Here is a 25,021-nt window from a genome sequence, read left to right as displayed (position 1 = left end):
AGCCTCACTGAAAATTATTTGGGAGGTAAAAGGTTTAACTCCGATTTCAATCTATAGTCGTTATTCTTCAGGCATCTAATACATACCACTGAATTTATTGATTTAAAACGTAATTTGCTAGTCCTGCGCTGAAATTCTTCCTAAAGACAGATTTTTCTCTGTGTTAAAGTTCTTTCCCGTAGGTTGCTCCTATATATGGACTCTTACCTAACAGATTTCTATGTGTTAAAAAAGTAGAGTCAGTCTAAAAGATTACCGCACCGTACAAATTATTAGATTATTGCTGATGTACTCTTAAAGTTATTTTTCGTCGGTCAACTAAGTCTTGAGACTGTCAGGGTATGTTTAATTAGAGAGTGTAAGGTAACATGATAGTGACAGACTCTAGCTACGTATTTGCTAAGTCACAAAATTCTCCGGAACTAAAAAGACTGCAAACAATCGAAAAAGTCTTCGATCCAGCAACTCGCAAACGATTACTAGCAACAGGCCTAACAACAGGTTGGCGATGTCTGGAAGTAGGCGCAGGGGCTGGTTCTATTATGCGATGGATGGCAGACATCGTTGGTGAAAGCGGCAATGTTGTGGCTGTAGACATGGATACTCGGTTTTTACAAGACTCCCAGCCATCGAATGTAGAAATCTTACAAAAGGATATTCGGTATTTAGAACTGGAGAAGCATTCTTTTGATTTGATTCATGCTCGTTTTGTTCTCGTCCATATCCCTGACTTTCGAGTTGCATTATCCCAAATGCTCAGTATGTTGAAACCGGGTGGATGGATTGTATTGGAGGAGCCTGATTTTGCTGCTGCTAGGGCGATTGTGGGAAATTCACAAGCACTGCAGTCAGTGAATCGAGTTAATCAAGCTATCTTGCGGATGTTTGCGAATAAAGGACTTGATTATGCTTTGGGTGTGAAGTTACCTGCTATTTGCCAAAGACAAGGATTACAGCTGTTATCTGTAGACAATGATACACCCGTAGCTAATGGTGGTTTTGGTATAGCAACAGTGATGAAGATGTCTGCTATGCAACTTGCACAGGCTTATATTGCAACAGGTCAAGCTAATCATGAGGATATTGAACTGTATTGCCAATTTGCAGATGATCCCAGTACTTGGGCTATTTATCACGCCACTGTGGGAGTTGTGGCGCAACAATCTGCATAATTTATTTTGGCGTTGCATCAATGGGGGATGATTTATCTTAATACTAATTCCAATAATGTTGGCGACACATTAATATCTTTAGAGGGCAAGGTAGTGCCTTGCCCCTAGAGTCTGTGGCATTATTTTTGCAAATTGGTATTATGCACAGATGCAGAGAGAATAAAAAGTTTTAAATTTCATCACATAATTGAGCAACTAAAAGATGTGACTCTCCACCATGCTAAGAATCACATCTTTAAAGCTTGTCAAATAGCCTTTGTTGTAACTGTTATTATTACTTGTTTAGCTTGCACTCAACCTTTGCAATAATTCTGTATATTTATCGAAATAAGGCTCATTTTCAATCATGCCATTATCTGAGCAAGGATATTCATTGCCATCTAACCAGACTAGAGTAAATGGATTAATTCTTTTCTCTTTTGCCAAAACTTTAGCTGCGAGGACAACTAAATAATTAGAGGTGACAATATCTCCACCTTGTAGTTTTAAGGCGAAGTCTTCTGCTAATCCATCAGGAACAGAGTCATGTTCAGCGTTATAGTAAAGTTTAGACATTGTAGTCATGCTTTGGAATAATGTTGGTGTTTAAAGTCCATGAAACCTAACTCTATAAATTAGTTATGTTGATGCTTTTACCCTGGCATACATAACGGCATTTATAGATTCTGCTTTTTTGGTTATGGTTCCATAAAGCTAGGATTTCATTGAACCGATCAATTATATATTCATTTGTTTTTTGTAGCCTCTTTTGGTGATGAGGTAGGGCAAAAAATCTGGTGTCCCTAGAAATGATTGATATTTTGCTAACAAGATTGAAATTGGTAAAAAGATTTATAGTCAGGAATTTCGCTTTAGTTTGAAGGATTCCAATTCTCGCTAACAGTGTTTGGCATAATAAGCTCTATGTTGCTTGGGTAAGGTGACTGTCACAGTAGTTCCTTGATCAACTTGACTGGATAATGTAATCTTTCCGCCATGTAACTCCACGCAAGATTTAGCGATCGCTAATCCTAAACCTGTACCGGGAATTGTCCCGACGTTACTTCCCCGACCAAAGGATTGAAATAAGTGTTCTTGATCTGCTATTGGTATGCCAATGCCCTGGTCTGTGATGGAAAACACCACTTCTGATTCTTTTCCCATTAAGTCAACTTCTACACTACCCCCTTGGGGAGAATACTTAACTGCATTGGACATTAAATTCACAAATATTTGCTGCAACAGTCCGCGATCGCCCCAAAAATCTTGGTAATTTCCACTGCTATGAAAAATTAATTCATGGCGATCGCTAATTAGTTCTTGCTCTTGTTCCATCAAATCACTGAAAAATTGCAGCAGATTTAGGGGTACGGGCTGAAATCTGGTTTTGTCCAGTTCGATTTGGTTGACCATCAGCATATTATCCACCAGTTTGGCCATAGACCTAGCTTTTTGTTCAATGATTCCTAATAACTTCTGTTTTTTAGGATCGTCTAAATGCTGGCCATGTTTAATCACAGTCGATGCTGCTGCCAAAATCGAAGTTAATGGGGTGCGATATTCGTGGGAAACTGTGGCGACAATTTGAGATTTAAATGCATTGAGTTGTTTTTCTTTGGCTAGGGCGGCTTGAGTTTGGGCGAGTAATTCTGCTTGTTGAATTGCGATCGCTAATTGTACCGATAATTCATTGAGCATTTCTACTTCATCAGCTTGCCAACCCCGCTCTCCGGAACTGTGGTGAGCAATCAATAGGCCCCAAAGCTGATCTTCTTGCTGATCGTTGTTACTTAAATGAATAGGAGCTACTAAATTTTCCTCGTTTTTAAATTGTTCTAACAACTGCAAATAAAAATTACTCCAGCCAGCATTGTAGAAATCAGACATGGGTAATTTACATCCCCAATGTTGGTTTTCACCCCCCACCCGATTACAGACATTTTGGATGTTATTGTATGCTTGGAGACCTCTACAACACTCAATGGAGCAAGCTACAGTTTTACCCTCAATTTCGGAGGTGAACTGATAAACCATGACGCGATCGCATTTGAGCAACTGCTGTACTTCTACTACTGCTGTGTTTAAAATCTGCTCTAAGTCAAGAGACTGGCGAATTCGCAGCGCTGTTGTGGCTATTAAACGCTGTCGTTCTCGATGTTTGTAGAGTTGGGCTTGTAAATAAGATTGCTTGGTGGCATTACGGACAGCTAGTTGCAGTACCTCTGGTTTGAGGTATTGCTTGACTAAATAATCTTGAGCACCCTGTTTCATGGCTTGAACGGCTACTTCTTCATCTCCGCGTCCAGTCAGCATAATTACTGATACGCAAGTATCCAGTATTGTCTGTTTTAACTTATCAAAAAAATCCAAGCCACTCATATCAGGCAGGCAAAAATCCAGCAGAATCACATCACAGCCAAATTCTTGACATAATGCCAAGCCGCTTTCTGCACAGTCTGCCTCTAAAATTTGGTAGGACTGATAGGGATCTTGTAAAAGATATCGACGATAGATTTTCCGATCCGCTGCACAATCATCAATGATCAGTAGCGTCGAGGTGTCCAACATAAAAGTATGAGGATCTGGGAGATTAATAGAGTTTTTGGGAACTAGGTGATTAGCTATTGCATAATTCTAAAAATAATCTAAAATAAATATAAATAAAATCTAAAATTTGTTGAAAAAACTTAAAGCGATCGGCTAACTTGCCGGAAACATCACTCCAGTATTTAGTTATCAGCATTTAGTTGTCAGCAACTAGTGGGTAAATCCTAGAAATAGCCACTGAGAGGGGGAAAAAACGTGACGCGAAGAGCCAAGCGATCGCGCAGACATAGAAATTTAGACACACTGAGAACAGCCATCCAGTGTGAATATTCAACGCCAGCACTCACCGACGGATACAATTTGCTGCTGTATCCTGTTCCGCATCCGGAGTTGCTATCTAGTATTTCAGCTATCGAATATACACAAAGCTACTCTCAGACTGGCGGAGTATTAGCCTCTAGCCAATAAGCGACAAACGCTTGAATTGTCTTTTGGAGTTCTTGTGCATCCATCGGCTTAACAAGATAACCATTTGCGCCTTTTTGGTAACACAATTCAATATCCTTAGGATTTGATGAAGTAGTGAAAACCACAATCGGGATTTCTTTAAAACAGGTGTCTTGCTTAAGCCTTTCCAAAATGTCACGACCATCAATCCCCGGTAAATTGAGGTCAAGCAGGATCACAGAAGGTTTAATACCCACAGAAGATTTTTCATTGTTGCCCTCTTGATAAAGTAAATCTAAGACCTCGTCTCCATTGGTACAGCGATAGATAGGGTTTTGCACAGCCATGCGTCGCATTAACCGTTGCAGCATCCTAAAATCTTCATTGCTGTCCTCAACCACGAGCAGAGGTTCATGAAGTTTCGTTGTCATCAGTTGTCTTAACAAAATGTAATCATTAAAAGAGATTTTTGTTACTTATCTTAAACTATTCCAGCGTAAAATAAAACGTTGAGCCAAGGCCAACAGTAGACTCAAGCCAAATTTGCCCATTGTGCAGCTCAATAATTTTCTTGACAATCGCTAATCCTGCACCAACACCTCCCCCGAATTTTTCTTGGGAATGGAGGCGCTTAAACAAGCGGAAGATAGTTTCTCGATGATGATCGGGAATGCCAATGCCGTTATCGCGCACGTAAAATACAGGTGCAGAATTTTCGCCTGTCTGTTGTTGTGCAGCGTCTAGATAGCCAATCTCTACCCATTGTTCTGGTTTATCGTTGTATTTCAGCGCATTGCCAACCAAGTTACTAAAAACTTCGTTTACCAACACAGCATCACAGGAAATTGTTGGTAAAGGTCGAGGAATGCGAATATCCAAAACCTGAGAGTATTGGCGACTGGCATAAAAGATATCAATTACTTGGGTGATTAATTCATTAATATCAGTAGCTTTGGCACGTAATTGTGCTTTTCCTAATTGTGCCAGTCGCAGCAAAGCATTAATCAGCGCTTCCATTCTGACAGATAAGGTGACTACTGTTTCTATGTATTCAATCCCCTCAGCATCCAGTACATGGGCATAGTCTTCTATTAGCACAGTTGAGTAATTATAGATACCCCGCAAAGGTTCCTTTAAATCGTGAGACGCAGCGTAAGCAAAGGAACTGAGTTCACGGTTACTGCGTTCCAACTCTAGGTTAATTTTGGCTAACTCATCGGCTTTAGAAAGTACAATCCCCACGATCGCATTTCTGAGAGCGATCGCACTATCCAGTTCAGATTTTTTCCAAGCTAGGGACGTTAATTGCACCGTCTCCTGCCATTTGGCAAAGGATTTTCGCGGCCCTAAGGTAACATTACCATCAACATCAAGGTAAATAGATTCATTGGGGTTTCCTGCCCAATTCACCGTTTGCATCACTTCCGGGCGAAACCAGAGAATATAATAGCGCCGCACTTGCGAAATCCGCAGCAACAACAAGCCGCTAGCAGTATCTTTAAAGACAATCCCATCGGGGTAAAGCTTGGCTAAAGAATCGGTATAAAATAAATTTTCCCTTACCTGAGTATCTGCCCATTCAATTAAAGCCTGAACTTGCTCAAGATTGGGTGTTGCACCCACCAGCGTAATTTCATTATCCAAACAAACTGCGGCACCAGCAGCACTGACAACATCCAGCAAGCGGATTTCTGGTTTAATCAAAGCATCGATAAAGTTATCAGCTTGGGAAATGGAAGCTAATAATTCAGACTGGAGGGCTTTTAGCTTCACCTCATAATCCCATTCCGAATAACTAACTTTGTGTGCTAACTCTGAAGAGACAATTTGTCCGAGAAATTCGCAGATTTTTCGCACTTCGTAAGCCAGATGCTTGGGCGTGTGATGATGGCAAGATATTAAGCCCCAAAGCTTCCCTTCCTGCATCAGCGAGATTACCAATAACGCCCTCACACCCATATTTTGATGAAATTCCACACAGCAAGCATCCACACCCCTGAGTACAGACAAGCTTAAATCTAGAGGTTGGTGGGTTATGGGATGATTTATAGGTACGAGGTTAACTGCTTGAGCATTGAAATCTGGAATAAATCGCAGTTTGCAGCGAGTATATAACTCTCGACTCTCGATAGGAATATCTGTTTCGGGATAATGTAGCCCTAAATATGGTGGTAAATCCTCCCGTTTGGCTTCCGCAACTACAGCACCAGACCCTTGCTCATCAAATTGATACGCCATGACTCGGTCAAACTCTGTGATTTTGCGGAGTTCTGTCACCACTAAATCTAAGAATTCTACCAGATTAGCAGTGCTTTGCATTTGGGCGATCGCATCACTCACCACAGCATGAAAACTCAAGAAACTGATTTCGGAATTAGATGCGTAGGCGTAGCCCGTCGTAGACATCGCTTCCAATTCCACAATCAAAACATCTGCTGTGCGGTGGACAATGCAATCAAAGAATTGTTCTTGATGATTGGTGATGATTGCTACTTTATAACTGCTGACACTACCAATATTCTTTTCCCAACACTGCTTGATAACTGCAACTTGTCGTTCCTCAAATAAGCTGTCTAAAGATTGACCCAGCAAATCTTGGGTAGCTTTGCCAAAGTATTGCTGTGTATTGTTACTAACTTGCAGAATCTCTAACTGGGAATTCAGTGCCAGTAGGACACCATGAGGTTGAATTGAGCCAGCTAGATGAATCGCTCTGCGATCGTGGTTAGTCAAAAAAGGATTTTGGGCTGTAGTCTCTTCTGACTGGCTCATATATTTACTATCATTGCAAGCTTATTCTTGCAATGCCGTAATTAAATTTTACATTTCTTTAAACCATAACAGAAAAATCTATACACAACGCAATAAAGCACGCTTAAAAATGGAAATGCGAACAAGCTGACAAAAAAGGCGTTGTTTTTTCGTTGGGTTTTCGTTGGTTATCATATAATTTATCTATACATAAGTGCCTATAAGTGATAAAAACAATGTCCAGTTGTTTTTATGGGCTTTGGAATTTCAAGCATTCATGTAGATTTCTGCCTTTGAGGGGGTTAGATTTTGTATGAATTTATTAGGAAGAACAGAAGAACAAAAACAATTTAGACTACAAGCTGGCCCAACTTGGAGGTCTTTTGAAAAGTTTCGTCAAGAAGGTGCTAAAGCTCTAGAATCTGTCAAAAACGGTATTGTAGGTATTTTTCAGACAAAAACAGGACAATATCGGATTTTGGAGGAAAGCGATTTTCAAATGCTCTATGGTCTTGCTCGTGATGTAGAACGCTTACAAGGTGGATTAAGAGTCGTTGTCAGTGCGGCTCGTGCTGTAAAAAAACATCCAGAAGACGCAGAAACTATCAATGTATTACTTGAAAGTGTCAGTTTGTTAGGTAGCTTACCGACACTTCCCACACGTCAAAAGTTTGAGCCATTAAAAATTGAGATTAGCGAATTGGATGAGAACGATGAAGTAATAACAGATCCTGAAGAGTTGGAACGTTTGATCAAAGCTGAATCTCTAGCTCAATTAGAAAAATAACAGTCAAGACATCTAACTTTGATTTAAATGCTGGAAAAACTAAAAGAGCTAGAGGAAAAACTACAACACCACTCACATGACCAAACTGCTATTGAAATTGTCCAAGAATTTGCTAAAAATCTTGGCAATACAAAAAACAGACAGATAATTTTTGGCTCTGAGGGTGTTATTTTACGCGAACACCTAGCAACTCGACACGCAAGTCTTGGTTTAACGGGTTGGCGGATTTTTGGCTCATTACTAAAAACAGTAATTGCGAGAACAGGAGAAAGTGAAGTAAGAATGAGATCTACCATACAATAAGAATTTAATTTTGATAAAAAAGCGCTGCTTTTTGAGAAGCAACGCTGAACTTGAAATAATCAAAAAATCTATCTTCCGCCAAAGTAAGATGCTAAAGCCTCAGAACCACCAATAAGTTGCCCATCAATAAATACTTGGGGAACTGTTGTTGCACCTGTAATTGCTTTTAAAGAGTTCGTAGTAACATCCTTACCTAGAACAATTTCTTCATAATCCAAATGATGCTCTTTGAGCAATTCTTTTGCACGGGCGCAGTAAGGACAACCTACTTTAGTAAACAGAGAAACTAGCTTCGGTTTTACAGCTTCAGGGTTAATGTATCGCAGCATTGTCTCAGCGTCGGATACCTTAAAGGGATCGCCTGGCTCTTCCGGTTCAATGAACATGTTGTCAATTACACCATTTTTGACAAGCATAGAATAGCGCCATGAACGTTTACCAAAGCCCAGTTCTGTTTTATCTACTAGCATTCCCATACCTTCGGTAAATTCTCCGTTACCATCAGGTATCAAAGTAATATTAGTGGCTTCTTGGTCTTTAGCCCATTCATTCATGACAAAGGCATCATTGACGGAAATACAAACAATATCATCCACGCCATTTTCTTTAAATACATTAGCCAACTGGTTATAACCAGGTAGGTGGGTAGAAGAACAAGTGGGTGTAAAAGCGCCTGGTAAGGAGAAGACAATCACTGTCTTATCGGCAAACAGGTCATTAGTGGTTATATTTACCCATTGGTTGTTTTTACGAGTACGAAACGTAACATTAGGAACTCGTTGACCACGGCGATTGGACAGCATCAGGCCTCCTTAGATAATCAATTTATTGAGAATTTCAACAGTCAAAAGGCTGATATTCTTAGCTTTTCTCCTGTTGTGCATGAGATTACATTTCTGCCGGGATATACTAGTATAATTGTCAACTTATTAACAACTTTCCTGAGTAGTAAAAGCCAGGGAATAGCCTCTAAGCTCTAGAGTGAATAAAAGGTGCGATCGCAGTTACAAATTCTGCTGTAGATTCATAGGGTAGGACATTGCGTCCAGGCAATTTAGCTCCTTGTCCTTGAGGTAAATAAGCAAGGTAGTTAGCTAAACGTTCGTCTGGTGTTTCTGTTTGCCCTTCTTTGCTAATATTTGATGCTTTGTCTCCAACAACTACTAACACTGGTTGTTTAATAGCAGCGATATCATGACTATAATCCTGTCGCCAAAACCCAGCTAAAAAAGAAAATACTGCATAGCGATTGGCGCTATTTTCTGCACCTTGAACTAAAGTATTTAACCATTCTTGATCGGCTGTCTCACTACTAGCAAATAGTTGACGAGTGGAAAAAGAACGCAAAAATTTGGGAGTGCGTGCATAGCGATAAAAAGCATTACCCAACGGTGAATCAAAGAGATTCCAAGCTAGCTTTTGCTGCCAAACTGGTGATTCTTTCGTCATAATCGGCCAAGCTGGAGGACTAGCAAATACTAGGGAGTCAATCAAGTTTGGTTCTATTTGCACTAATTTAATTGCACTACTTAATAAAGCACCTTGCACTATGACAATTACAGGTGTTTGCACAACATTTTTTAAGAAATAATGCAATTGTTCCGCCCAATCGCTAGGAGTATAGGCGACGTGAGGCATATCACTTTCACCACATCCTAATAAATCAGGATCATAAATAGGATTACGATGCCCTGCTTGATACCATTCACGACAAAATCTTTGCCAAAACTGCCGTGATAAGCCCACACCTATGGGATGAATTAATAGTAAAGGAATACCTGCAGAATTTACATTATTAGGTTGATGAACTTCGTAAGCACAGCGATAATTGTGCCAAGTGTAAAACTCTGTATAATTTGCTGCCATACGTTTAGATATTCACTGAAAAATCATTTTTATCATATAATTCCTCGGTAGATTTGGGCATCTTATTAATAAATCTACTTAGATATGCAAAATGCAAAAATCTCCTTGGTTTTTCTTGAGCAGGATGGCATTATCAATATTCTGCGCCGAGACATTTGTGATGTTACTATTCCTGGTTTTACCAAAAATACCGGATTTGCTTGAGACTTTTTTAGATTCTACGCTACTGACAATCCTCATTACACCATCGTTATATTTTTTCCTTTACCGTCCCTTGAATCTTCAAATGTCAGAGCAATTACTGATAGAAAAAGAACTAAGAAACTCAGAAAATCATTTAAAACAACAAACTCAAAATCTCGAGCAGATCACACAAAAGCTTCAGCAAGCACCTCAATTGCTCCTCGCTGAAAAGATGTCTAGCCTAGGACAGCTAGTGGCTGGTATTGCCCATGAAATTAATAATCCTGTAAATTTTATTTTGGCTAACCTCTCTTATCTCGGTGAATATTTTCAAGCCCTTGTAGCTATTAATGAAATTTATCAGCAACGTTACCTTCAGATGGATGCTGAAATTCAAGCTCTGAATCAACAATACGATTTAGAATTTGTAGTTAATGATATCCCAAACCTTTTAGAGTCGATGCAAAGAGGTGCAAGACGTATTCATAAAATTGTCTTGGCACTGCGTAATTTTTCACGTCTTGATGAAGCAGAAATAAAATCTGTAGATATTCATGATGGTATTGATAGTACTTTGTTACTCCTGCAATATCGACTGAACCCTCAACAGGATAATTCTGGTATTCAAGTTATCAAACACTATGGTGAATTACCCAATGTGGAATGCTATCCAGACCAGTTAAATCAAGTATTTATGAATATTTTGAGCAATGCTATTGATATTTTAGAAAATCATAGTTCAAAAGATGACCGTATTATTGAAATTCGCACGCATTTGTTACATGAAAATGTAGTTGTCATTAGTATTAAAGATAATGGGCAAGGGATAGATGAAGAGATTCAGAGACAATTGTTTGACCCGTTTTTTACAACTAAAGAAGTTGGAAAGGGAACAGGTTTGGGATTATCTATTAGTTATCAAATTATTGTCAACACACACAAAGGTTCCTTGAAATGCATTTCAGCACCAGGCAAAGGGGCAGAGTTCGTCATTGAAATTCCGTTATTTATAGATGCTAAAATTTGAGGTTGGTATAATGAGCAGCTATCGTATTTTGGATTTCATCCCCATGATATGGATTGGTACTGGTGGTTTATATCTATCTAAAGAAATAGTAAATTACATAACATGAGTGGATTTTCTATAAAGACTTATAATGCATCTTGCTGCAGTAGGAAATGATTGTTACTTGTGAATGCGAACTGATTTACGGACAAGCTTTTGCTAAGTAAAAATTAAATCAAAGACCTGATATTGTGGGCATGACTGACTACAAAGTTCGCTGATATGGAAATGCATATATTAATCTATATAGTAATTTTGATAATAAAATTTTATAATTTCATAAAAAACCAACACTGATTAAGCTGTAAATCATCCCTAAGATAGTAGTTTTATACCTGTATTTTATATATCAATTATTTTAGTAATTATATATTTTTGACAGTATTGCATAATTTAAATTTCTTAAATAGCCAATACTGAATGCGGTAATTACCTCAATAAAATTAATTACACATCCTCTATTCCTTTGCCTTCACCTGGAACTTTAATTTTGCTCAAGCACTTGTTTACTAACTTTCAGTAATCACAGCGCTGAATATGCCAAGGAAAAAGTGATGTCTGCTTTACCTCTCAATAGTCAGAATCTCCCGTACCCCGATCCTCTACATCCCATCATTGTTCACTTTGTGATAGCGATGGTGTTTTTCTCGTTTTTCTGCGATGTTGTGGGCTATTTCACCCGCAACGTGCGTTTATTGGAGGTGAGTTTCTGGAATATGTTTGTGGCTGCGATCGCTATTTTTATGGCGGTCATATTTGGTCAGTTTGAAGCGGGTTTAGCTAATATTTACGCAGCTGCTCAACCAACGCTGAATTTTCATATAATCATGGGTTGGTCGTTAGCGGCCATTGTAGTGGCGATCGCAGCTTGGCGGTTAGTAATTCGCAACCGCCGTACCCAAAAAATACCACCAGCTTATCTCGGTGCAGCAACATTTTTAATTTGTTTGATGTTCTTGCAAGTGTATTTAGGAAGCAAGCTGTTTTGGGTGTATGGCTTTCATGTAGAGCCAGTTGTGGAAGCCATGAAGCGGGGAGTCTCGGGATGAACTCGCAGCTTATCGATCAGTTGGGATTAAAACTCACTGCTAACGGACTACCCTACGAAATTCCTCTGCATCCCCAACTAGTGCATCTAACATTGGGTTTATTTATTATTGCCATCCTCTTTGATATTGCAGCCACACTTTTTCCTATAGAAAAACCGATTTTTAAATTTTTAGGTCTTCCTGCTATCCGTGCGGGTCTGTTTGATGTCGGTTGGTACAATCTCCTAGCGGCGGCGACTGTAACTTTTTTCACTGTGGCGGCGGGATTTTTTGAGCTATTGTTAGCAAACCCACCAGTTAACGAAAAGAGTGCTTGGGGTTTGAGCGCTCCTTTGACAATGCTGTTACATGGTTTAGGTGGTGTGTTGTTGTTAGCAACTATGGTGGGAATGGCTGTGTGGCGAGGCTTACAACGCTACCGTTGGCGCAAAGATTCACCAAGACAGGTGCAGTGGAGTTACTTGTTACTAGGAATTGTCATCCTCGGCATTTTATATGTTCACGGAACATTAGGGGCGCAATTAGGAGAAGAGTTTGGCATTCATGTTACTGCTGCAAAATTACTTCAACAGGGTACAAATCCTGATTTGTTCTTCAAATAATTATGCTTGTTTGTTCTTTGATTGTGGTAACTATAGCAAAGGTAATTTCAGTGTCAATTCAGCTACTTTATACCATTTTGAAACAAGAACGCGACAGATAGGTAGGGGCACGGCATCCACAATATTTTGGCATATTAAATATCTTACTGGTGCCGTGCCCCTACAAAGAATTTATCTGTTGTAAACATTATTTGAATTGGTATTATTTCAGTATTTTGTTGATGTTGTATGATACCAATTCAATAACTGACTGCTACAAATTACTTCATCTGCTTGCCTATGCGTATCATTTTTCCAATGAAGCAGTATGAGTGTTTTTATTTTTTATGCTCTACATTTGTCAAGCATAAAATCATTCGGAAAATCGATGTTTTTCAGGAGTATTCAATGAACTTGTTATTACAACAATTACCAGGCTCAGAGCTTGCACCTAAAACAATTCAAGAAACCCCATCACCAGGTACAGCACAAGACCCGCTCATTGCCAAAAATCTGCAAAAAGGGCAGTATGTGGGGATTATTGGGCTGGCGATCGCACTAGTTGCTGCGGTGGGCTTTTTTAGTCGCAGAGTTGAATATGCGATTTTGCTAGCTGTTATTCTCAGCTTGGGTTTAATAGCCTTTTTCTTATTTCTCTAAGCGAATATTTCATGAGTTATTTGTCAATACAAATAACTATTTATAGCGGTTGAAATATTGGGGGGGGTACGAGAATAAATAATTAACCGCAGATGGAAGAAGATAAACGCAGATAAACGCAGATACAGCAGATTAAAAGTTGGTGAGGAACAAATACTTGTAAGGGCACGGCAGTGCCGTGCTCCTACCCGCGTACTTCATTTAACTCAGCAGATTAGGCGTGAAAAAAATAGCAATTTAACTATCTAAAACTTTTGCAAGATAGGAGATTTTATGAGCAGCCAAGTGTATCAAACTGTGATTCTAGGTGGTGGCTTTACAGGTTTATTTACAGCCTTACATTTAGCTCACGAGCATTATCCTCGCTCTGTGATATTAATTGATAAAAATGAACGCTTTTGTTTTAAGCCCTTACTTTATGAATATTTTGATGGCGAGATGGATAGTTTTCAAGTAGTACCCCGCTTTTCGGAATTACTTCAAGGTAGTGGGGTAATTTTTGTTCAAGATACCGTCGATTCTATAGACTTGCAGCAACGAGAAGTAAAATTAGTTTCGGGAAATTCCTATAGCTACAGTAATTTAGTCTTAGCTTTGGGTAGTGTGACTGGCTATCATCAGGTTAAGGGTGCGAAAGCAAATGCTTTCCCATTTTGGACACAAGCAGATGCGATCGCACTCGATAAACATTTGCGTGATTGTTTACAAAGAGCCTTGCAAACTGAAGATGCAGAACAACGCCGAAAATTGCTAACTGTAGTGATAGTTGGTGGTGGTGCTTCCGGTGTAGAAATGGCCGCAACTTTGGCAGATTTTCTCCCACTTTGGTATAGCGCTTTAGGGGGAAATCCTCAGGAAATCCGTGTGGTTCTGCTCAATCATGGTGAAAAAATTCTCGACGGCGATATTAACGATCCACTCCGTCACAACGCCGAACAAGAATTACAAAAACGCACTGTACCAATCGAAATTCTTAGGGGTGCTGAAGCTACTGCGGTGGACTCCAACTCTGTTGAATATAAAACTAACGAGCAAGTTCAAACTTTACCAACCTACACCACAATCTGGACAGCCGGAACCTCAAACAATCCATTAATTCAAGACTTACCCATTCCCAAAGAACACCGCGATCGCCATAATCACCCCCTCGTTACGCCTACAATGCAACTGCTCGACTTTCCCGAAGTCTTCGCGGGTGGTGATTGTGTAGCAGTTCAGGGAAATTCCCTACCACCTACAGCCCAAGTCGCTTATCAACAAGGTGCAACTATTGCCAAAAATTTAAAAGCGATCGCTCTCGGAGAAGAACTGAAACCTGTGAAAGTGAATATCCGGGGAACTCTCTTAAAGTTGGGGTTAAATGATGCTGCTGCTAACCTTTTCAATGTTTTTGAAGTTGCAGGCGAACCCGCGCACTTAATTCGTCAAAGCACTTATTTAACATTATTACCAACACCAATTCATGACTTTAAAGCTACTGAAGAATGGGTGCATGATGAGATTTTTCACCATCACTTAAACAATCAAGATGTCGGTAAAAAAGTTTTACAAGCAGCAGAATTAGTAGGTGCTGGAGTTGTAGGTGTGTTAGCTGCCAGAAGATTATTGAAAATGCTGGGCGATGAGGATAAAAATCAGTAGAATGCGTTTGTATAGGAATCCGATTTGATTATTGAAAAATCTAAGTATGTGTAGGGTGTGTTATCACGAAGTGTAACGCACCGTATTCTCAGCTTTGGTGCGTTGCGCTACGCGACAACACACCCTACGTCTAGTTCAGAAATCAAATATGAATCCTAATAGTAGGATGCGTTATTAACGCATCCTACTATATCTCGAATCAAATATTTACTTAAATATCATTTGTGGATGAATCAATTGATATCCAGCATCCTTAATTTTTTGATTTGATACCCAAGCATTATAGGGACGGTTACTTGGAAGCGAAGCATCCCAATTAATCGGCGGTAAATTGTGTGTTTTTAACACATTATCAAAGAATTCACGGCTACTGAGATGTGCATCGTCAACTACATTATAAATTCCTTGCCAATTGTGTTGGCGCGCAAACTCAATCACACCCACAATATCATCCAGATGAATCCAATTGGCGACATCATCACCATTACCAGGACGACTAGTACCAGCAAGGCGACCAAATATTTTGATTAGTTCTCTACCTGGGCCATAAATGCCGCCTAAGCGTAAAATACAAACTCTCAGATGTTCGCTAGCTGCTGATAGCAAAACATCTTCGGTTTCCTTCATAATTCTACCGTTGGTAGTGCTAGGGTTAGCTGTAGTTTCTTCATCTACAAACTCACCATTTTTGTCACCATACACAGAATAACTACCTGTGTAGATGAGTTGCCGTACATTTGGAAATGCTGGCAAAATAGAGGCTAAAGTTTTGGCAGTTTGTAAATAAGCTTCTTCATAAAAATCAGCACCTTTTGCACCCACACTTAACAGCACTACATCTTGATTTTCTAATACTTTTTTTAGCCCATCTGCATCATTACCTTTAACTACGACAACTTTTTGGGCTACTTGTTCTAATGAGGATACACGTGTTGGTGTAGTTGTGGTTGCAGTCACTACAAAATTCATTTTTTGCCGCCAATATTGAGCAACTGCAGAACCTACATAACCACAACCAATGATTGCAATGTTCATGATTTCTCAAAACAAATTCGTCTAGATAACTATTTTGCTAATTCGCTTTCAATTGTGGCAATTAATTCAGGTGAATATGGTTTGACGCTGCTTTTAAAACGAGCTACAACTTCACCTTGCTTATTCACTAAAAATTTTTCAAAATTCCAAGCAACAGGCCCCGTAGGCTCAACTGCATTGGTGAGCCGGGTATAAAGTGGGTGCTGTTCCGAATCTTTAGCATGAACTTTATCGAACAGTTCAAAACTAACTCCGTACTTGCTCGTACAGAATTGTACAATTTCTTCGTTGCTGCCCGGCTCCTGTGCGCCAAAGTCATTGCTAGGAAACGCCAGAATCCTTAAGCCAGCGTCTTTATACTCTCGGTTCAATCTTTCTAATCCCTCATATTGAGACGTGTAACCACAGTAGGAAGCCACATTCACAATTAAGAGTACTTTGCCAGCATACTCACTCAGTAGCTTATCCTCACCGTTGATGGTTTTGACTGCAATGTCAGAAATGTTGGTACTCATCTTAAATGGATTTTTTGATAACTATTGCCAAGTTTCCCACATTGCAGGCAAAGTTTTTTGATGAAAAAGGGATTGGGGATGAGGGAGATGAGGGGGATGAGGGAGATGAGGGGGATGAGGGGGATGAGGGGGAATTGGGAATTACCTATGCCCTATGCCCCATGCCCCATGCCCCATGCCCTATGCCCTATGCCCCAACTTTAATGATGAATAGAACCATCAGGCATAATAGCGCCGGCGAGGTTGGCTCCTATTAATTTAACCAAAAGGCGATCGCCTGAGCGAATCCGCGCTCCTGTTAAGTCAGCGCCTCGCAAATCAGCGCCACTCAAATCTGCTCCAATTAAGTTGGCTGAACGTAAATTTGCTTCTCTCATATCTGCTAATAAGAGGTTAGCTCTAAATAAATTGGCTTCCGATAAATCTGCACCTCTGAGATTCACTTTGTGCATAAATGTATCGCTGAGGTTTGCACCGCTCAAGTTGGCAAAACTCAGGTTTCTCCCCGATAAATCTTTGTTGCTCAAGTTGGCTCGACTAAAATCTTTGCCACTCAAATCTGTATTTTTAGATGATGGCTCATAGCTAGTTGGCGGTGACTTTTTCGGTTGAGGCGGATGTGGCGGATGTGACGGATGTGGCGTTGAGTATGTTGTCGGTTGATGCTGATGCGGCTGTGAGTATGTTGTTGGTTGATGCTTAACTTTGATAGAACGCAATTTATCACGCGCTTCGTTAATCGCTTTTAGCTTATCTTGCGCCTTTTGTTGTAAACGGAGATTGTCTTGGGGAATGCGATCGGGATGCCATACAAAAACCAAATCTTTATAAGCCTGGTTTACTTCTTCAAGTGTTGCTCCAGGCTCTAATTCCAAGACTCTATAATACCGCTCCAACTCGCTCATAGGGTGTTTTTATGGACAATCAAGTTAATAATTAGTGATGCATCCGTCTGTTGGCTTAATTATTTATTAAATTTCGACTTTTTACGAATATTTTATATCTCATCTAATTTAAGATAGCGTATTAAAATACTCTCTCTAATAAAGTAGAGGAATTTTATCAGGTGCTTTAGTAATTGTAAAAGCCACCTGCCCTTTATTTTTGTGCTTAATGATTTGCTCTTTTAACATTGTCTAAAAATGGTAACAAATTTTTTGTTGCTTGACTGGACAATAAATTCTTAGCGACGCTCCTATGATTGTAGATAATCTCACTAGATAGAATACTGGCTGCTGATTATGGGCTTAAGTTCATAGCAAGCCAAATTTACCCTTTCTCTAAATTTGAGATGAGAGACTGGGGATTTCTGTAGCAACTACTTGTATAGCCAAGTCCCACAGAAAAAACTTTCACATAGGTTATTATACAAGCCAAGAGTGACTAACTCAGTCCATAAATAACCTTTCTCTTAGCTTAAGGGCTATTAATCGGCCACTATGAACTGGTTACACCTAGAGGCAATATCATAATTCTTCATCTGTCTGGGTGTAAATACTTCATAATGGCTGATTTAATAAGTAGGGACTATGGCCTAAGGACTAGAAAAGCAAAATTTTCAGCCTTGGTTGTAGGATTTTACCGCAATCAACTGACTGATAAATAGGTATTAGGTACTGAAAATTGGCAAGTAGAAGGAAGACAACGCAGATAAACAATTCAAAGTCTGTTCATTAAGAAATCTATTTGAACCTTGACTTTTGAGTATAGACAATAAATTTTCTTTCGTTTTGCTGTCCGCAGTTCATTAATGGTTACTTAATTATTGGCAAAATTAGATAGTTAGGAGTCGATAGTTATTATTCATTTTTCTCCATCTGTCTATTTGTCCATTTATCCATTTCGCCAACGATTTATAGCTCTTAAATATGCGGCAATTGGAATTTGATAAACCTCAATACAAATCCAAAGAATAATTGCTAAATGTAACAAAAAAGTTAATATAGTCCAGATATATGGCAGCCAGGTAATAAATTCATGGGGAGTGGGGGGAAAATTGTAAGCGACGATGCCAATTAAAGTGGTAGGTAGGAAAATAAATGCGATCGCAGCTAGCCCATAGCCCCAACCGAGTTCCACACCTTCTAATTGAGCTTCTGTCCAACTAAAACCATTCCAACGCCAAATCAATGGCGGTTGTCTAGAAGGCATTTTCAGTTGCTGCTGTTCTAAATTGACAGTAAAAATTTCTTGGCAGAAGTCACAAGCCATAGCTTCCATCAATGGCATACGAGCAATTTTACCAACTCGACAGACTGGGCAGGGGTAAGCTCCTTGGTAGTCGAAAGATGTAGCTAAAATTTTGGAACGACGCATCATAAAACAGAAGTAGGCTAGTAATGTGATTGAGTTGCTGCAACAGTTAGCAGTTACGGGCTAAGTAATAGTAGTGATTACATTTGTAATGGGTGGCGCGCCACCTGTGGGTTGCTCTCAAAAGGCTCAAGGACTGACCTTTGATTATTACCTCCATAGCAGAATAATATATTTGCCAGTTTTGTAAGTCGCGGAATTGTCAAATTTTTGAGACTTCAGCAATTCCCATACCCATCACCTAAAAATATTTATCAGCTTATCTAAATCTTAATAGTTACAAGTGGGTGACAGGAAAACCCATAACCAAGGGATGAGTTGCAACTCGGAATTTGGTTTGGGAAAAAGGTGTACCCCTGCGGGGAAGCAAGCTACGCGTAGCGTCTGTGCAGGAGAAAGGGTAAGGGTTAAAGGTTTTTATTGCCCCTTTTCCCCTTACCCTTTTGCCCTTCACCGACAAGTATTGAAAGTTATTCCCCTTCCCTGCGTCTCCGCTTCTCTTCACGAGCAGCTTTTAACCTCACACGAGAGCGGGCCTTGACGCAAGGAACTGTGTCTGTTATCGTGGCTCTTATATTAGGTTTACATCAATTTACATCAAAGATTATCTAGTTAAGTACTGTAATGATTTCTAGCAGCAAATCCTATTTTTATTTTTGGCAAAAGGCGGTTCACCGGCGGTGAATAGTTTCCTAATGGAAACCGCCAGGTGAACCGCAGAGCAACCTCTGCGGTTTTTGTTTTTTCAGGAGTATTTCGTCGTCATGATCTATTGCGGTAGCTGGTTTTATAGCTTTTACTTTTGGCCCAGAGCAAGTTCCGGGTAAATAGCGTCATGTCGATTCATCACAACGCACCCGGAACTCACAAGATGAGATTCCGGGTTTTTTGTTATCCATCAACCTCATAATCCAAATACAAGGAGAATTTCACCGTGATTAATGCTAAACTCGCCGCCCAATCCCATCCTAGCCATCAGACAATTGTCAAACTCTCAGAAACAGTCAGTTTCGGTGGTGAGGAATTAGTGATTATTGGTGGCCCCTGCACAGTGGAAAGCTTAGAACAAATGGAAACAGTCGCCCAAAAGTTAGCAGCTGCACCTGTACAGGCTTTGCGCGGTGGTGTCTACAAACCCCGCACATCTCCCTACGCTTTCCAAGGAATGGGAGAAGCAGGATTAGAGGTTCTAGCAGAAGTGCGATCGCGTTACAATATCCCAGTCGTCACAGAAGTAATGTCAATTGCTCAAATTGAAGTAGTCGCGGCTCATGCTGATATGCTGCAAGTTGGTAGCCGCAATATGCAAAACTTCGACTTACTCAAAGCTTTGGGACAAGCTGGGAAGCCAATATTACTCAAGCGCGGACTAGCAGCGACAATTGAAGAATTTGTGATGGCTGCTGAATATATTTTGAGTCACGGTAATTCGGATGTGGTGCTGTGTGAGCGAGGTATCCGCAGCTTCGATAATTACACCCGCAATGTACTGGATTTAGGCGCAGTCGCAGCTCTCAAGCAAATTACTCACCTACCCGTGATTGTAGATCCATCCCATGCCGTAGGTAAACGGGAATTAGTAGCACCTATGGCTAAGGCTGCTATAGCTTGTGGCGCAGATGGCTTAATTATTGAGTGTCACCCAGAACCAGAAAAATCTGTATCTGATGCACGCCAAGCTTTGTCTTTAGAAGACATGGTGAATTTGGTTGATAGTTTAAAGCCCGTAGCCACAGCAGTTGGACGCAATATTTCCGATTTAGGGGTAGGTGTAAAATCTGCTCCTATTTTTTGTGCGGCGGCGTAAGGTGGGGAAGGGGGAATGGGGAAGGGGTAATGGGTAATGGGTAATGGGTAATGGGTAATAAGTAATTCTACCTCATCCTCCTCATCCTCCTCATCTACCTCATCCCCCTCATCTCCCTCATCTACTTCATCGCCAATTAAACAGGAATTTCAATGACAAACCTAGCACCTTGCCCTAAAGAAGATACACAATTTAATTTCCCACCGTGCTGCTCAACTATAATTTGATAGCTGATGGAGAGTCCTAAGCCAGTACCGGAACCAACGGGTTTAGTAGTGAAAAAAGGATTAAATATTTGGGATAATGTGGCTTCATCCATACCCACACCATTATCTATAATTGAAATTCTGACTGCTTTACTATCTGCGATCGCTTCTGTTTTGACTCGAATAGTTGGTGATGAAATGCTGGGGAAGGTAGATTTCAAAGCATCAATTGCATTGCTCAAAATATTCATGAATACTTGATTAATTTGGCTAGCATAGCAGTTGACTTGGGGTAATTTACCATATTCCTTAATGATGGTAATTTCTGGTAGGTGTTTTTCTGCTTGCAGCCGATGTTGTAAAATTAGCAAAGTGCTTTCAATACCTTCATGTAAGTCTACCGATTTCTTGTCTGATTCATCAAATCGTGAGAAATTCCGTAAACTCAGCACAATATCACGGATGCGATGGCTACCAATTTGCATAGAACTGAGCATTTTAGAAGCATCTTCTTGGATAAATTCCAAATCTGCTGCCTGAATTTTTTCTTGCAGTAATGCAGATGGTTGAGGACATTCTGATTGATATGCTGCTAGCAATTCTAACAGGGTATTAAAATACTCTTGAGTATGAGTAATGTTGCTATGAATAAACCCAATGGGATTATTGATTTCGTGAGCAATCCCTGCAACTAGATGTCCCAAGCCTGACATCTTTTCTGCCTGAATCAGTTGCGCTTGGGTTTGTTGCAACTTTTTCAAGGTTGCTTGTAAATAAATATTTTGCTGTTTTAATGCCTTTTCAGCTAACTGACGCTCAATTTCTGCTGCTGAACGAGCAGCAAATATTTTTAAAATAGCTTCCTGTTCTTGATAGTTATGTTCTAATGGCTGAGTATGCAAGCCCGCAATATGTCCTAAAGGCTTACCTTGAGGATCGAGAATCGGAATTCCCAGATAACTCTCTGCATTCAAGGTTATTAAATCTTGATCTTCTGGAAACTGTTGTTGGAGCAACTGAGGATAAATTTGCAGTCCTTGTTCATACAAAACACCACAAGGAGTCCCTGCTAAGTCATATTCAAAATTTTCACCAAAGTCTTTTCCTGCCCAAAATGCTAAAACTCTAGCTCTGGGCTGACTATCATTGACAAACTCGGCAATTAATGCATACCGAATTTGCAGTACTTCTGCTAAATAATGGGCGCAAGCTTGAAAGAATGCTTCACCAATTTGGGATGCAATCCCTTCTACAATCAGTTTCAAGTTGATAAATTCTCTGTCAAGCTGTTGATTGTGTTCTTGAGTGGAAGTTTCTGAGGATGATTGAGTCAGCATCGTAGTGAACTAAACCTTAAGTCAGAGTTATAAACCTACAGCACTTTTGAAGTAGGTGAGGTACATCATGAGTAATGAGTAATGAGTAATGAGTAATGAATAGGACATTTACTTATTACTCACTACTTATTTCTCATTACTTTTTTCAATTAGTTGCTGTACCTCATAAACATCGAATCTGCTGTATGTTTTCAGGTTTAGTATTCCCAACAGCTAAGGAGCAATCTCAGGTATTGATTAACAAAAACTAATCTTCATATAGCATGGATAAAGGGGTTAAATTGATAGTTGGCATAGCCTATCAATTAGCCAGCAACTTCATAAATTTTCCATTTTGATCAATATAGCCGCTATAGACATCTTTTTCGTCAATTTTGACGAGAGCTACTCCTTCTGAAAAAGGTTCAGCTTTGTCATATTCCATACGGACAACGAGTTTACCAGTGGTATCAATGTAGCCGTATTTGTAACCCATTTTAACGGCTGCTAAACCTTCAGAAAATGGCTCAACCAAATCAAATTCTACCTTGATAATATTTTCTGGTGATGTACTTATCTCTGTATAATTATTAATGCGTCGATGAGTAAAAGTATTTTTTTTAATTTCTTTTGGGTCTAATTTTCCGGCTGGTTGAGAGTAAACACCAGATTTGAGAACGTTAGCTAAAGCATCATTATCTTCTCGTAAACCTTCATAGAAAAACAGAACTTCTCCTTGAATACCCAGACAACGATTAGTTTTGATGGCAGTTTCTAAATATTCTGGAGTAATTTTATAGGTACTTTTCTTTAAAAGAATAGCTGGAATTAATTGTGGCAATTGCTGTTGTGTAAATTGTTTAGATATTACCTTATCTATCCCTGTTTGATAAAGTTGCAATTCTTTGTCATATATCTGTGGATGAATTAAATCAACTAATCCCCAATCAATCCAAGTTTGCGAATCTTGGAGGTAGTTCTCATAACACCAAGGATAATTATTTGGAGACATGGAAATAATTAAGTCTGGGTTGACATTAATTACTGCACGATAGAGGCGGTGTAAAAAATGGGAAAGAATATCAGCTCGCCATGTTACCCATTGTCGCCATTGTTGTCTCCATTCTGACTTTTGCCAGAGTGGATCTAGTGGTTCTTTTGGATCTAGAGGATTTCTTCTTTTTGGTGGTGGTGGTGGTGGTTGACCAAACTCATCTTGATAGCGTTTAATAGTTTTTTCATCATAACCACCTTCCATAGGAAAAGCAGGCAAGTGATCGTCTCCTTGAATGCCTGCAATGCCATCACCATACTTATTTACGACTTCTAAAAATATACTTAATATAAATTCTTGGACTTCGGGATCGAGGGCATTTAACCAATAATAATCATTGACAACCAGGGGTTTACCATCAACACCACAGGCAGCCCATTGAGGTTTTGCTTGAATAATTTTTCCGCCATCTCCTTTATAAGAACTCATAAAGCCATATTCAAACCAAGGAATTACCGCAATATCAAATTTTTTGGCTTCTTCAATTAGGTCTTGTAAAGGATCTTTAATTGTTTTATTAACTTTATCTCGAAAACGTTCTTTGATTTCTATGCCAAATTTTTCTTTCATCACTTGGCTAGAATAATTAGTTGAGCCTTGATTCCAGACAACAGGAAATACAACGTTAAATCCAGTTTCAGCGAGAAATTTTATCGCCTCGGCAATATTTTTTCTGTCGTCTAATACTTTACTATCTGTTGTGGTGAGCCAAATGCCGCGAATTTCCATAAATGATGTTGAGTTTGATGCTTGGCTTGGAGTTTAGTATTGGATGTTTGTTCTAATTGCCAATTACCCATTACTTAATCTTCAAGTAGCAAATTTACCATGTTCAAGACGGCGGTGTGATGAGAATTATAAAAGAACCAGCTTAAAAAATTCTAAAGATTGCACGTATGGGCACTACATCCAGGTTTTACGATATTTCCTAAATAATAAACTTCTCCTCTTCTTGATTAAGAGGAGAAGTTTTAAGTTCAGTATAATGCTGACAATTTAATCAATTAACAACTCAGCCAATGTTATTGACATGACTTACACTTTAGCTACTACCAATTCTGCTGTAAACATTTTTTTGGTTTTTGGGTAAGTTGTAAATTGTAAGTATTGAGTTGCCATTTCTGTTGTTAGCAGTTCAATCATGATTCTGTTGTCCACCCAGAACTCAATCACATCAAAAAATGTTTCACGGGTACAACGTACAGGCGATCGCAAAATTGGGGTTAGAATTGGGTGCTGGTTGGAATGTGTTGACATTGCGGCTGTTCTTTCAGTAATTTTACTGAATCAAAAATTGATTTTCAAAAAATAAAAAAATAGTTTAGTAATTATACGATGTTTTTCTCTGAAGATAGTTGTACTTTTAGAGGTGCAACAAATTAATCAGAGGAATTGGAGCAATGGAAGTACTAAATAAATCTCAATTGAATAACAGTTTATTAAATCACATACGATATCAAATTGATGGTATCGAAATCCATAATTCTCATCTGGCTAAACTATTATGCACAATTATTCCCTCTCATTGCCCTTTTGAAAAAACTGTCAAAGTTTTAGGTCATACACTTTTTCAAATCCCACCTTTGTGTAAAATCAACCCCTTCTATGAAGAAGTAGTTGGTCTGCGTTTTAAGTGTTTGTCATACTTAGTAGATGAATGTGGAGAAGATGTAACAAAATACTGCTAAGGATGTCGGCGAAATTAAAGATAATTGGCTGAGGCTGTCATTTGTCTTTGGTCAT

Annotated in this window: 26 protein-coding genes; 12 read left to right on the top strand and 14 right to left on the bottom strand. The window is 39.4% G+C overall.

Going from position 1 to position 25,021, the window contains the following annotated elements; genetic code table 11:
• Positions 1-368 precede the first annotated feature (368 nt).
• A complete protein-coding gene (locus HGR01_RS21010) occupies positions 369-1,172 on the top strand; it encodes a class I SAM-dependent methyltransferase (protein ID WP_210403090.1) in 804 nt (267 codons plus the stop codon).
• Between the two features lie 282 nt (positions 1,173-1,454).
• Here HGR01_RS21010 and HGR01_RS21005 read toward each other — a convergent pair whose 3' ends face one another.
• The 3 genes from HGR01_RS21005 to HGR01_RS20995 form a co-directional block, all read right to left on the bottom strand.
• Entirely contained in the window at positions 1,455-1,727 is a 273-nt protein-coding gene (locus HGR01_RS21005; RefSeq protein WP_045870220.1) for a hypothetical protein, read from the bottom strand.
• A gap of 321 nt (positions 1,728-2,048) precedes the next feature.
• On the bottom strand, positions 2,049-3,719 hold the full coding sequence (locus HGR01_RS21000) for an ATP-binding protein (RefSeq protein ID WP_045870219.1): 1,671 nt from the start codon (positions 3,717-3,719) through the stop codon (positions 2,049-2,051).
• Positions 3,720-3,768: 49 nt separating this feature from the next.
• The gene (locus tag HGR01_RS20995; RefSeq protein WP_255325205.1) at positions 3,769-3,894 is read right to left on the bottom strand and encodes a hypothetical protein; all 126 of its coding nucleotides are present in this window, start codon (positions 3,892-3,894) and stop codon (positions 3,769-3,771) included.
• Between the two features lie 59 nt (positions 3,895-3,953).
• On the opposite strand from HGR01_RS20995, the gene HGR01_RS20990 reads away from it, so the two are divergent.
• On the top strand, positions 3,954-4,166 hold the full coding sequence (locus HGR01_RS20990; RefSeq protein ID WP_155539211.1) for a hypothetical protein: 213 nt from the start codon (positions 3,954-3,956) through the stop codon (positions 4,164-4,166).
• On the opposite strand, the gene HGR01_RS20985 is transcribed toward HGR01_RS20990, so the two are convergent.
• Positions 4,133-4,576, bottom strand: coding sequence for a response regulator (locus tag HGR01_RS20985; protein WP_045870218.1), 444 nt, complete (start codon positions 4,574-4,576; stop codon positions 4,133-4,135). The two genes, HGR01_RS20990 and HGR01_RS20985, sit on opposite strands and share 34 nt — an antisense overlap.
• Positions 4,577-4,631: 55 nt before the next feature.
• Complete coding sequence (locus tag HGR01_RS20980) at positions 4,632-6,917, bottom strand: ATP-binding protein (RefSeq protein WP_081584001.1); 2,286 nt, start codon at positions 6,915-6,917, stop codon at positions 4,632-4,634.
• 292 nt (positions 6,918-7,209) lie between these two features.
• On the opposite strand from HGR01_RS20980, the gene HGR01_RS20975 reads away from it, so the two are divergent.
• Both HGR01_RS20975 and HGR01_RS20970 read left to right on the top strand, forming a co-directional pair.
• The gene (locus tag HGR01_RS20975; protein WP_045870217.1) at positions 7,210-7,683 is read left to right on the top strand and encodes a hypothetical protein; all 474 of its coding nucleotides are present in this window, start codon (positions 7,210-7,212) and stop codon (positions 7,681-7,683) included.
• Between the two features lie 27 nt (positions 7,684-7,710).
• Entirely contained in the window at positions 7,711-7,986 is a 276-nt protein-coding gene (locus HGR01_RS20970) for a hypothetical protein (RefSeq protein WP_045870216.1), read from the top strand.
• Between the two features lie 68 nt (positions 7,987-8,054).
• Here HGR01_RS20970 and HGR01_RS20965 read toward each other — a convergent pair whose 3' ends face one another.
• Both HGR01_RS20965 and HGR01_RS20960 read right to left on the bottom strand, forming a co-directional pair.
• Complete coding sequence (locus HGR01_RS20965; protein ID WP_045870215.1) at positions 8,055-8,789, bottom strand: glutathione peroxidase; 735 nt, start codon at positions 8,787-8,789, stop codon at positions 8,055-8,057.
• Positions 8,790-8,955: 166 nt separating this feature from the next.
• Positions 8,956-9,852, bottom strand: a complete 897-nt coding sequence (locus tag HGR01_RS20960) for an alpha/beta fold hydrolase (RefSeq protein WP_045870214.1) — start codon at positions 9,850-9,852, stop codon at positions 8,956-8,958.
• A gap of 286 nt (positions 9,853-10,138) precedes the next feature.
• On the opposite strand from HGR01_RS20960, the gene HGR01_RS20955 reads away from it, so the two are divergent.
• The 5 genes from HGR01_RS20955 to HGR01_RS20935 all read left to right on the top strand — a co-directional run bounded on the left by HGR01_RS20955 (position 10,139) and on the right by HGR01_RS20935 (position 15,032).
• Positions 10,139-11,062, top strand: coding sequence for a sensor histidine kinase (locus tag HGR01_RS20955; protein WP_228045589.1), 924 nt, complete (start codon positions 10,139-10,141; stop codon positions 11,060-11,062).
• 593 nt (positions 11,063-11,655) lie between these two features.
• Positions 11,656-12,150 (top strand): DUF2231 domain-containing protein, encoded by a 495-nt coding sequence (locus HGR01_RS20950; RefSeq protein ID WP_045870212.1) that lies wholly within the window; start codon positions 11,656-11,658, stop codon positions 12,148-12,150.
• The gene (locus HGR01_RS20945) at positions 12,147-12,752 is read left to right on the top strand and encodes a DUF2231 domain-containing protein (RefSeq protein WP_045870211.1); all 606 of its coding nucleotides are present in this window, start codon (positions 12,147-12,149) and stop codon (positions 12,750-12,752) included. Before HGR01_RS20950 ends, HGR01_RS20945 begins: the two co-directional genes overlap by 4 nt.
• A 387-nt stretch (positions 12,753-13,139) precedes the next feature.
• Positions 13,140-13,391: a hypothetical protein gene (locus tag HGR01_RS20940; protein WP_045870210.1), complete on the top strand. Its 252-nt coding sequence runs from the start codon at positions 13,140-13,142 to the stop codon at positions 13,389-13,391.
• A 273-nt stretch (positions 13,392-13,664) separates the two neighbouring features.
• Positions 13,665-15,032: an NAD(P)/FAD-dependent oxidoreductase gene (locus HGR01_RS20935; RefSeq protein WP_045870209.1), complete on the top strand. Its 1,368-nt coding sequence runs from the start codon at positions 13,665-13,667 to the stop codon at positions 15,030-15,032.
• 207 nt (positions 15,033-15,239) lie between these two features.
• Here the strand turns inward: HGR01_RS20935 and HGR01_RS20930 are convergent, their stop codons facing one another.
• On the bottom strand, positions 15,240-16,067 hold the full coding sequence (locus HGR01_RS20930; RefSeq protein WP_045870208.1) for an SDR family oxidoreductase: 828 nt from the start codon (positions 16,065-16,067) through the stop codon (positions 15,240-15,242).
• A gap of 29 nt (positions 16,068-16,096) precedes the next feature.
• A complete protein-coding gene (locus HGR01_RS20925; protein WP_045870207.1) occupies positions 16,097-16,582 on the bottom strand; it encodes a glutathione peroxidase in 486 nt (161 codons plus the stop codon).
• 5 nt (positions 16,583-16,587) lie between these two features.
• Here HGR01_RS20925 and HGR01_RS20920 point away from each other — a divergent pair, with 5 nt between their 5' ends.
• Complete coding sequence (locus HGR01_RS20920; protein WP_096621704.1) at positions 16,588-16,839, top strand: hypothetical protein; 252 nt, start codon at positions 16,588-16,590, stop codon at positions 16,837-16,839.
• Here HGR01_RS20920 and HGR01_RS20915 read toward each other — a convergent pair.
• Both HGR01_RS20915 and HGR01_RS20910 read right to left on the bottom strand, forming a co-directional pair.
• Positions 16,783-17,487 (bottom strand): pentapeptide repeat-containing protein, encoded by a 705-nt coding sequence (locus HGR01_RS20915; protein ID WP_045870206.1) that lies wholly within the window; start codon positions 17,485-17,487, stop codon positions 16,783-16,785. The genes HGR01_RS20920 and HGR01_RS20915 overlap by 57 nt on opposite strands.
• Before the next feature lie 928 nt (positions 17,488-18,415).
• Positions 18,416-18,898, bottom strand: a complete 483-nt coding sequence (locus tag HGR01_RS20910; protein WP_045870508.1) for a hypothetical protein — start codon at positions 18,896-18,898, stop codon at positions 18,416-18,418.
• Positions 18,899-19,829: 931 nt separating this feature from the next.
• Between HGR01_RS20910 and aroF the strand changes: the two genes are divergently transcribed.
• Entirely contained in the window at positions 19,830-20,702 is an 873-nt protein-coding gene (gene aroF, locus HGR01_RS20905; RefSeq protein WP_045870205.1) for a 3-deoxy-7-phosphoheptulonate synthase, read from the top strand.
• A gap of 136 nt (positions 20,703-20,838) precedes the next feature.
• On the opposite strand, the gene HGR01_RS20900 is transcribed toward aroF, so the two are convergent.
• The 3 genes from HGR01_RS20900 to HGR01_RS20890 all read right to left on the bottom strand — a co-directional run bounded on the left by HGR01_RS20900 (position 20,839) and on the right by HGR01_RS20890 (position 24,535).
• Positions 20,839-22,245 carry a sensor histidine kinase gene (locus tag HGR01_RS20900; RefSeq protein WP_045870204.1) on the bottom strand — a complete coding sequence of 469 codons (1,407 nt, stop codon included), beginning with the start codon at positions 22,243-22,245 and terminating at the stop codon, positions 20,839-20,841.
• A gap of 301 nt (positions 22,246-22,546) precedes the next feature.
• Complete coding sequence (locus HGR01_RS20895) at positions 22,547-24,007, bottom strand: family 10 glycosylhydrolase (RefSeq protein ID WP_052335177.1); 1,461 nt, start codon at positions 24,005-24,007, stop codon at positions 22,547-22,549.
• Between the two features lie 306 nt (positions 24,008-24,313).
• Positions 24,314-24,535: a hypothetical protein gene (locus HGR01_RS20890; protein WP_071989390.1), complete on the bottom strand. Its 222-nt coding sequence runs from the start codon at positions 24,533-24,535 to the stop codon at positions 24,314-24,316.
• Positions 24,536-24,678: 143 nt separating this feature from the next.
• Here HGR01_RS20890 and HGR01_RS20885 point away from each other — a divergent pair, with 143 nt between their 5' ends.
• On the top strand, positions 24,679-24,966 hold the full coding sequence (locus HGR01_RS20885) for a Mo-dependent nitrogenase C-terminal domain-containing protein (RefSeq protein ID WP_045870203.1): 288 nt from the start codon (positions 24,679-24,681) through the stop codon (positions 24,964-24,966).
• Positions 24,967-25,021: the final 55 nt, after the last annotated feature.

Origin of the sequence: Tolypothrix sp. PCC 7712, assembly GCF_025860405.1 — a bacterium.
Classification (GTDB): domain Bacteria; phylum Cyanobacteriota; class Cyanobacteriia; order Cyanobacteriales; family Nostocaceae; genus Aulosira; species Aulosira diplosiphon.
This window is presented reverse-complemented; position numbering and strand designations above follow the sequence as displayed.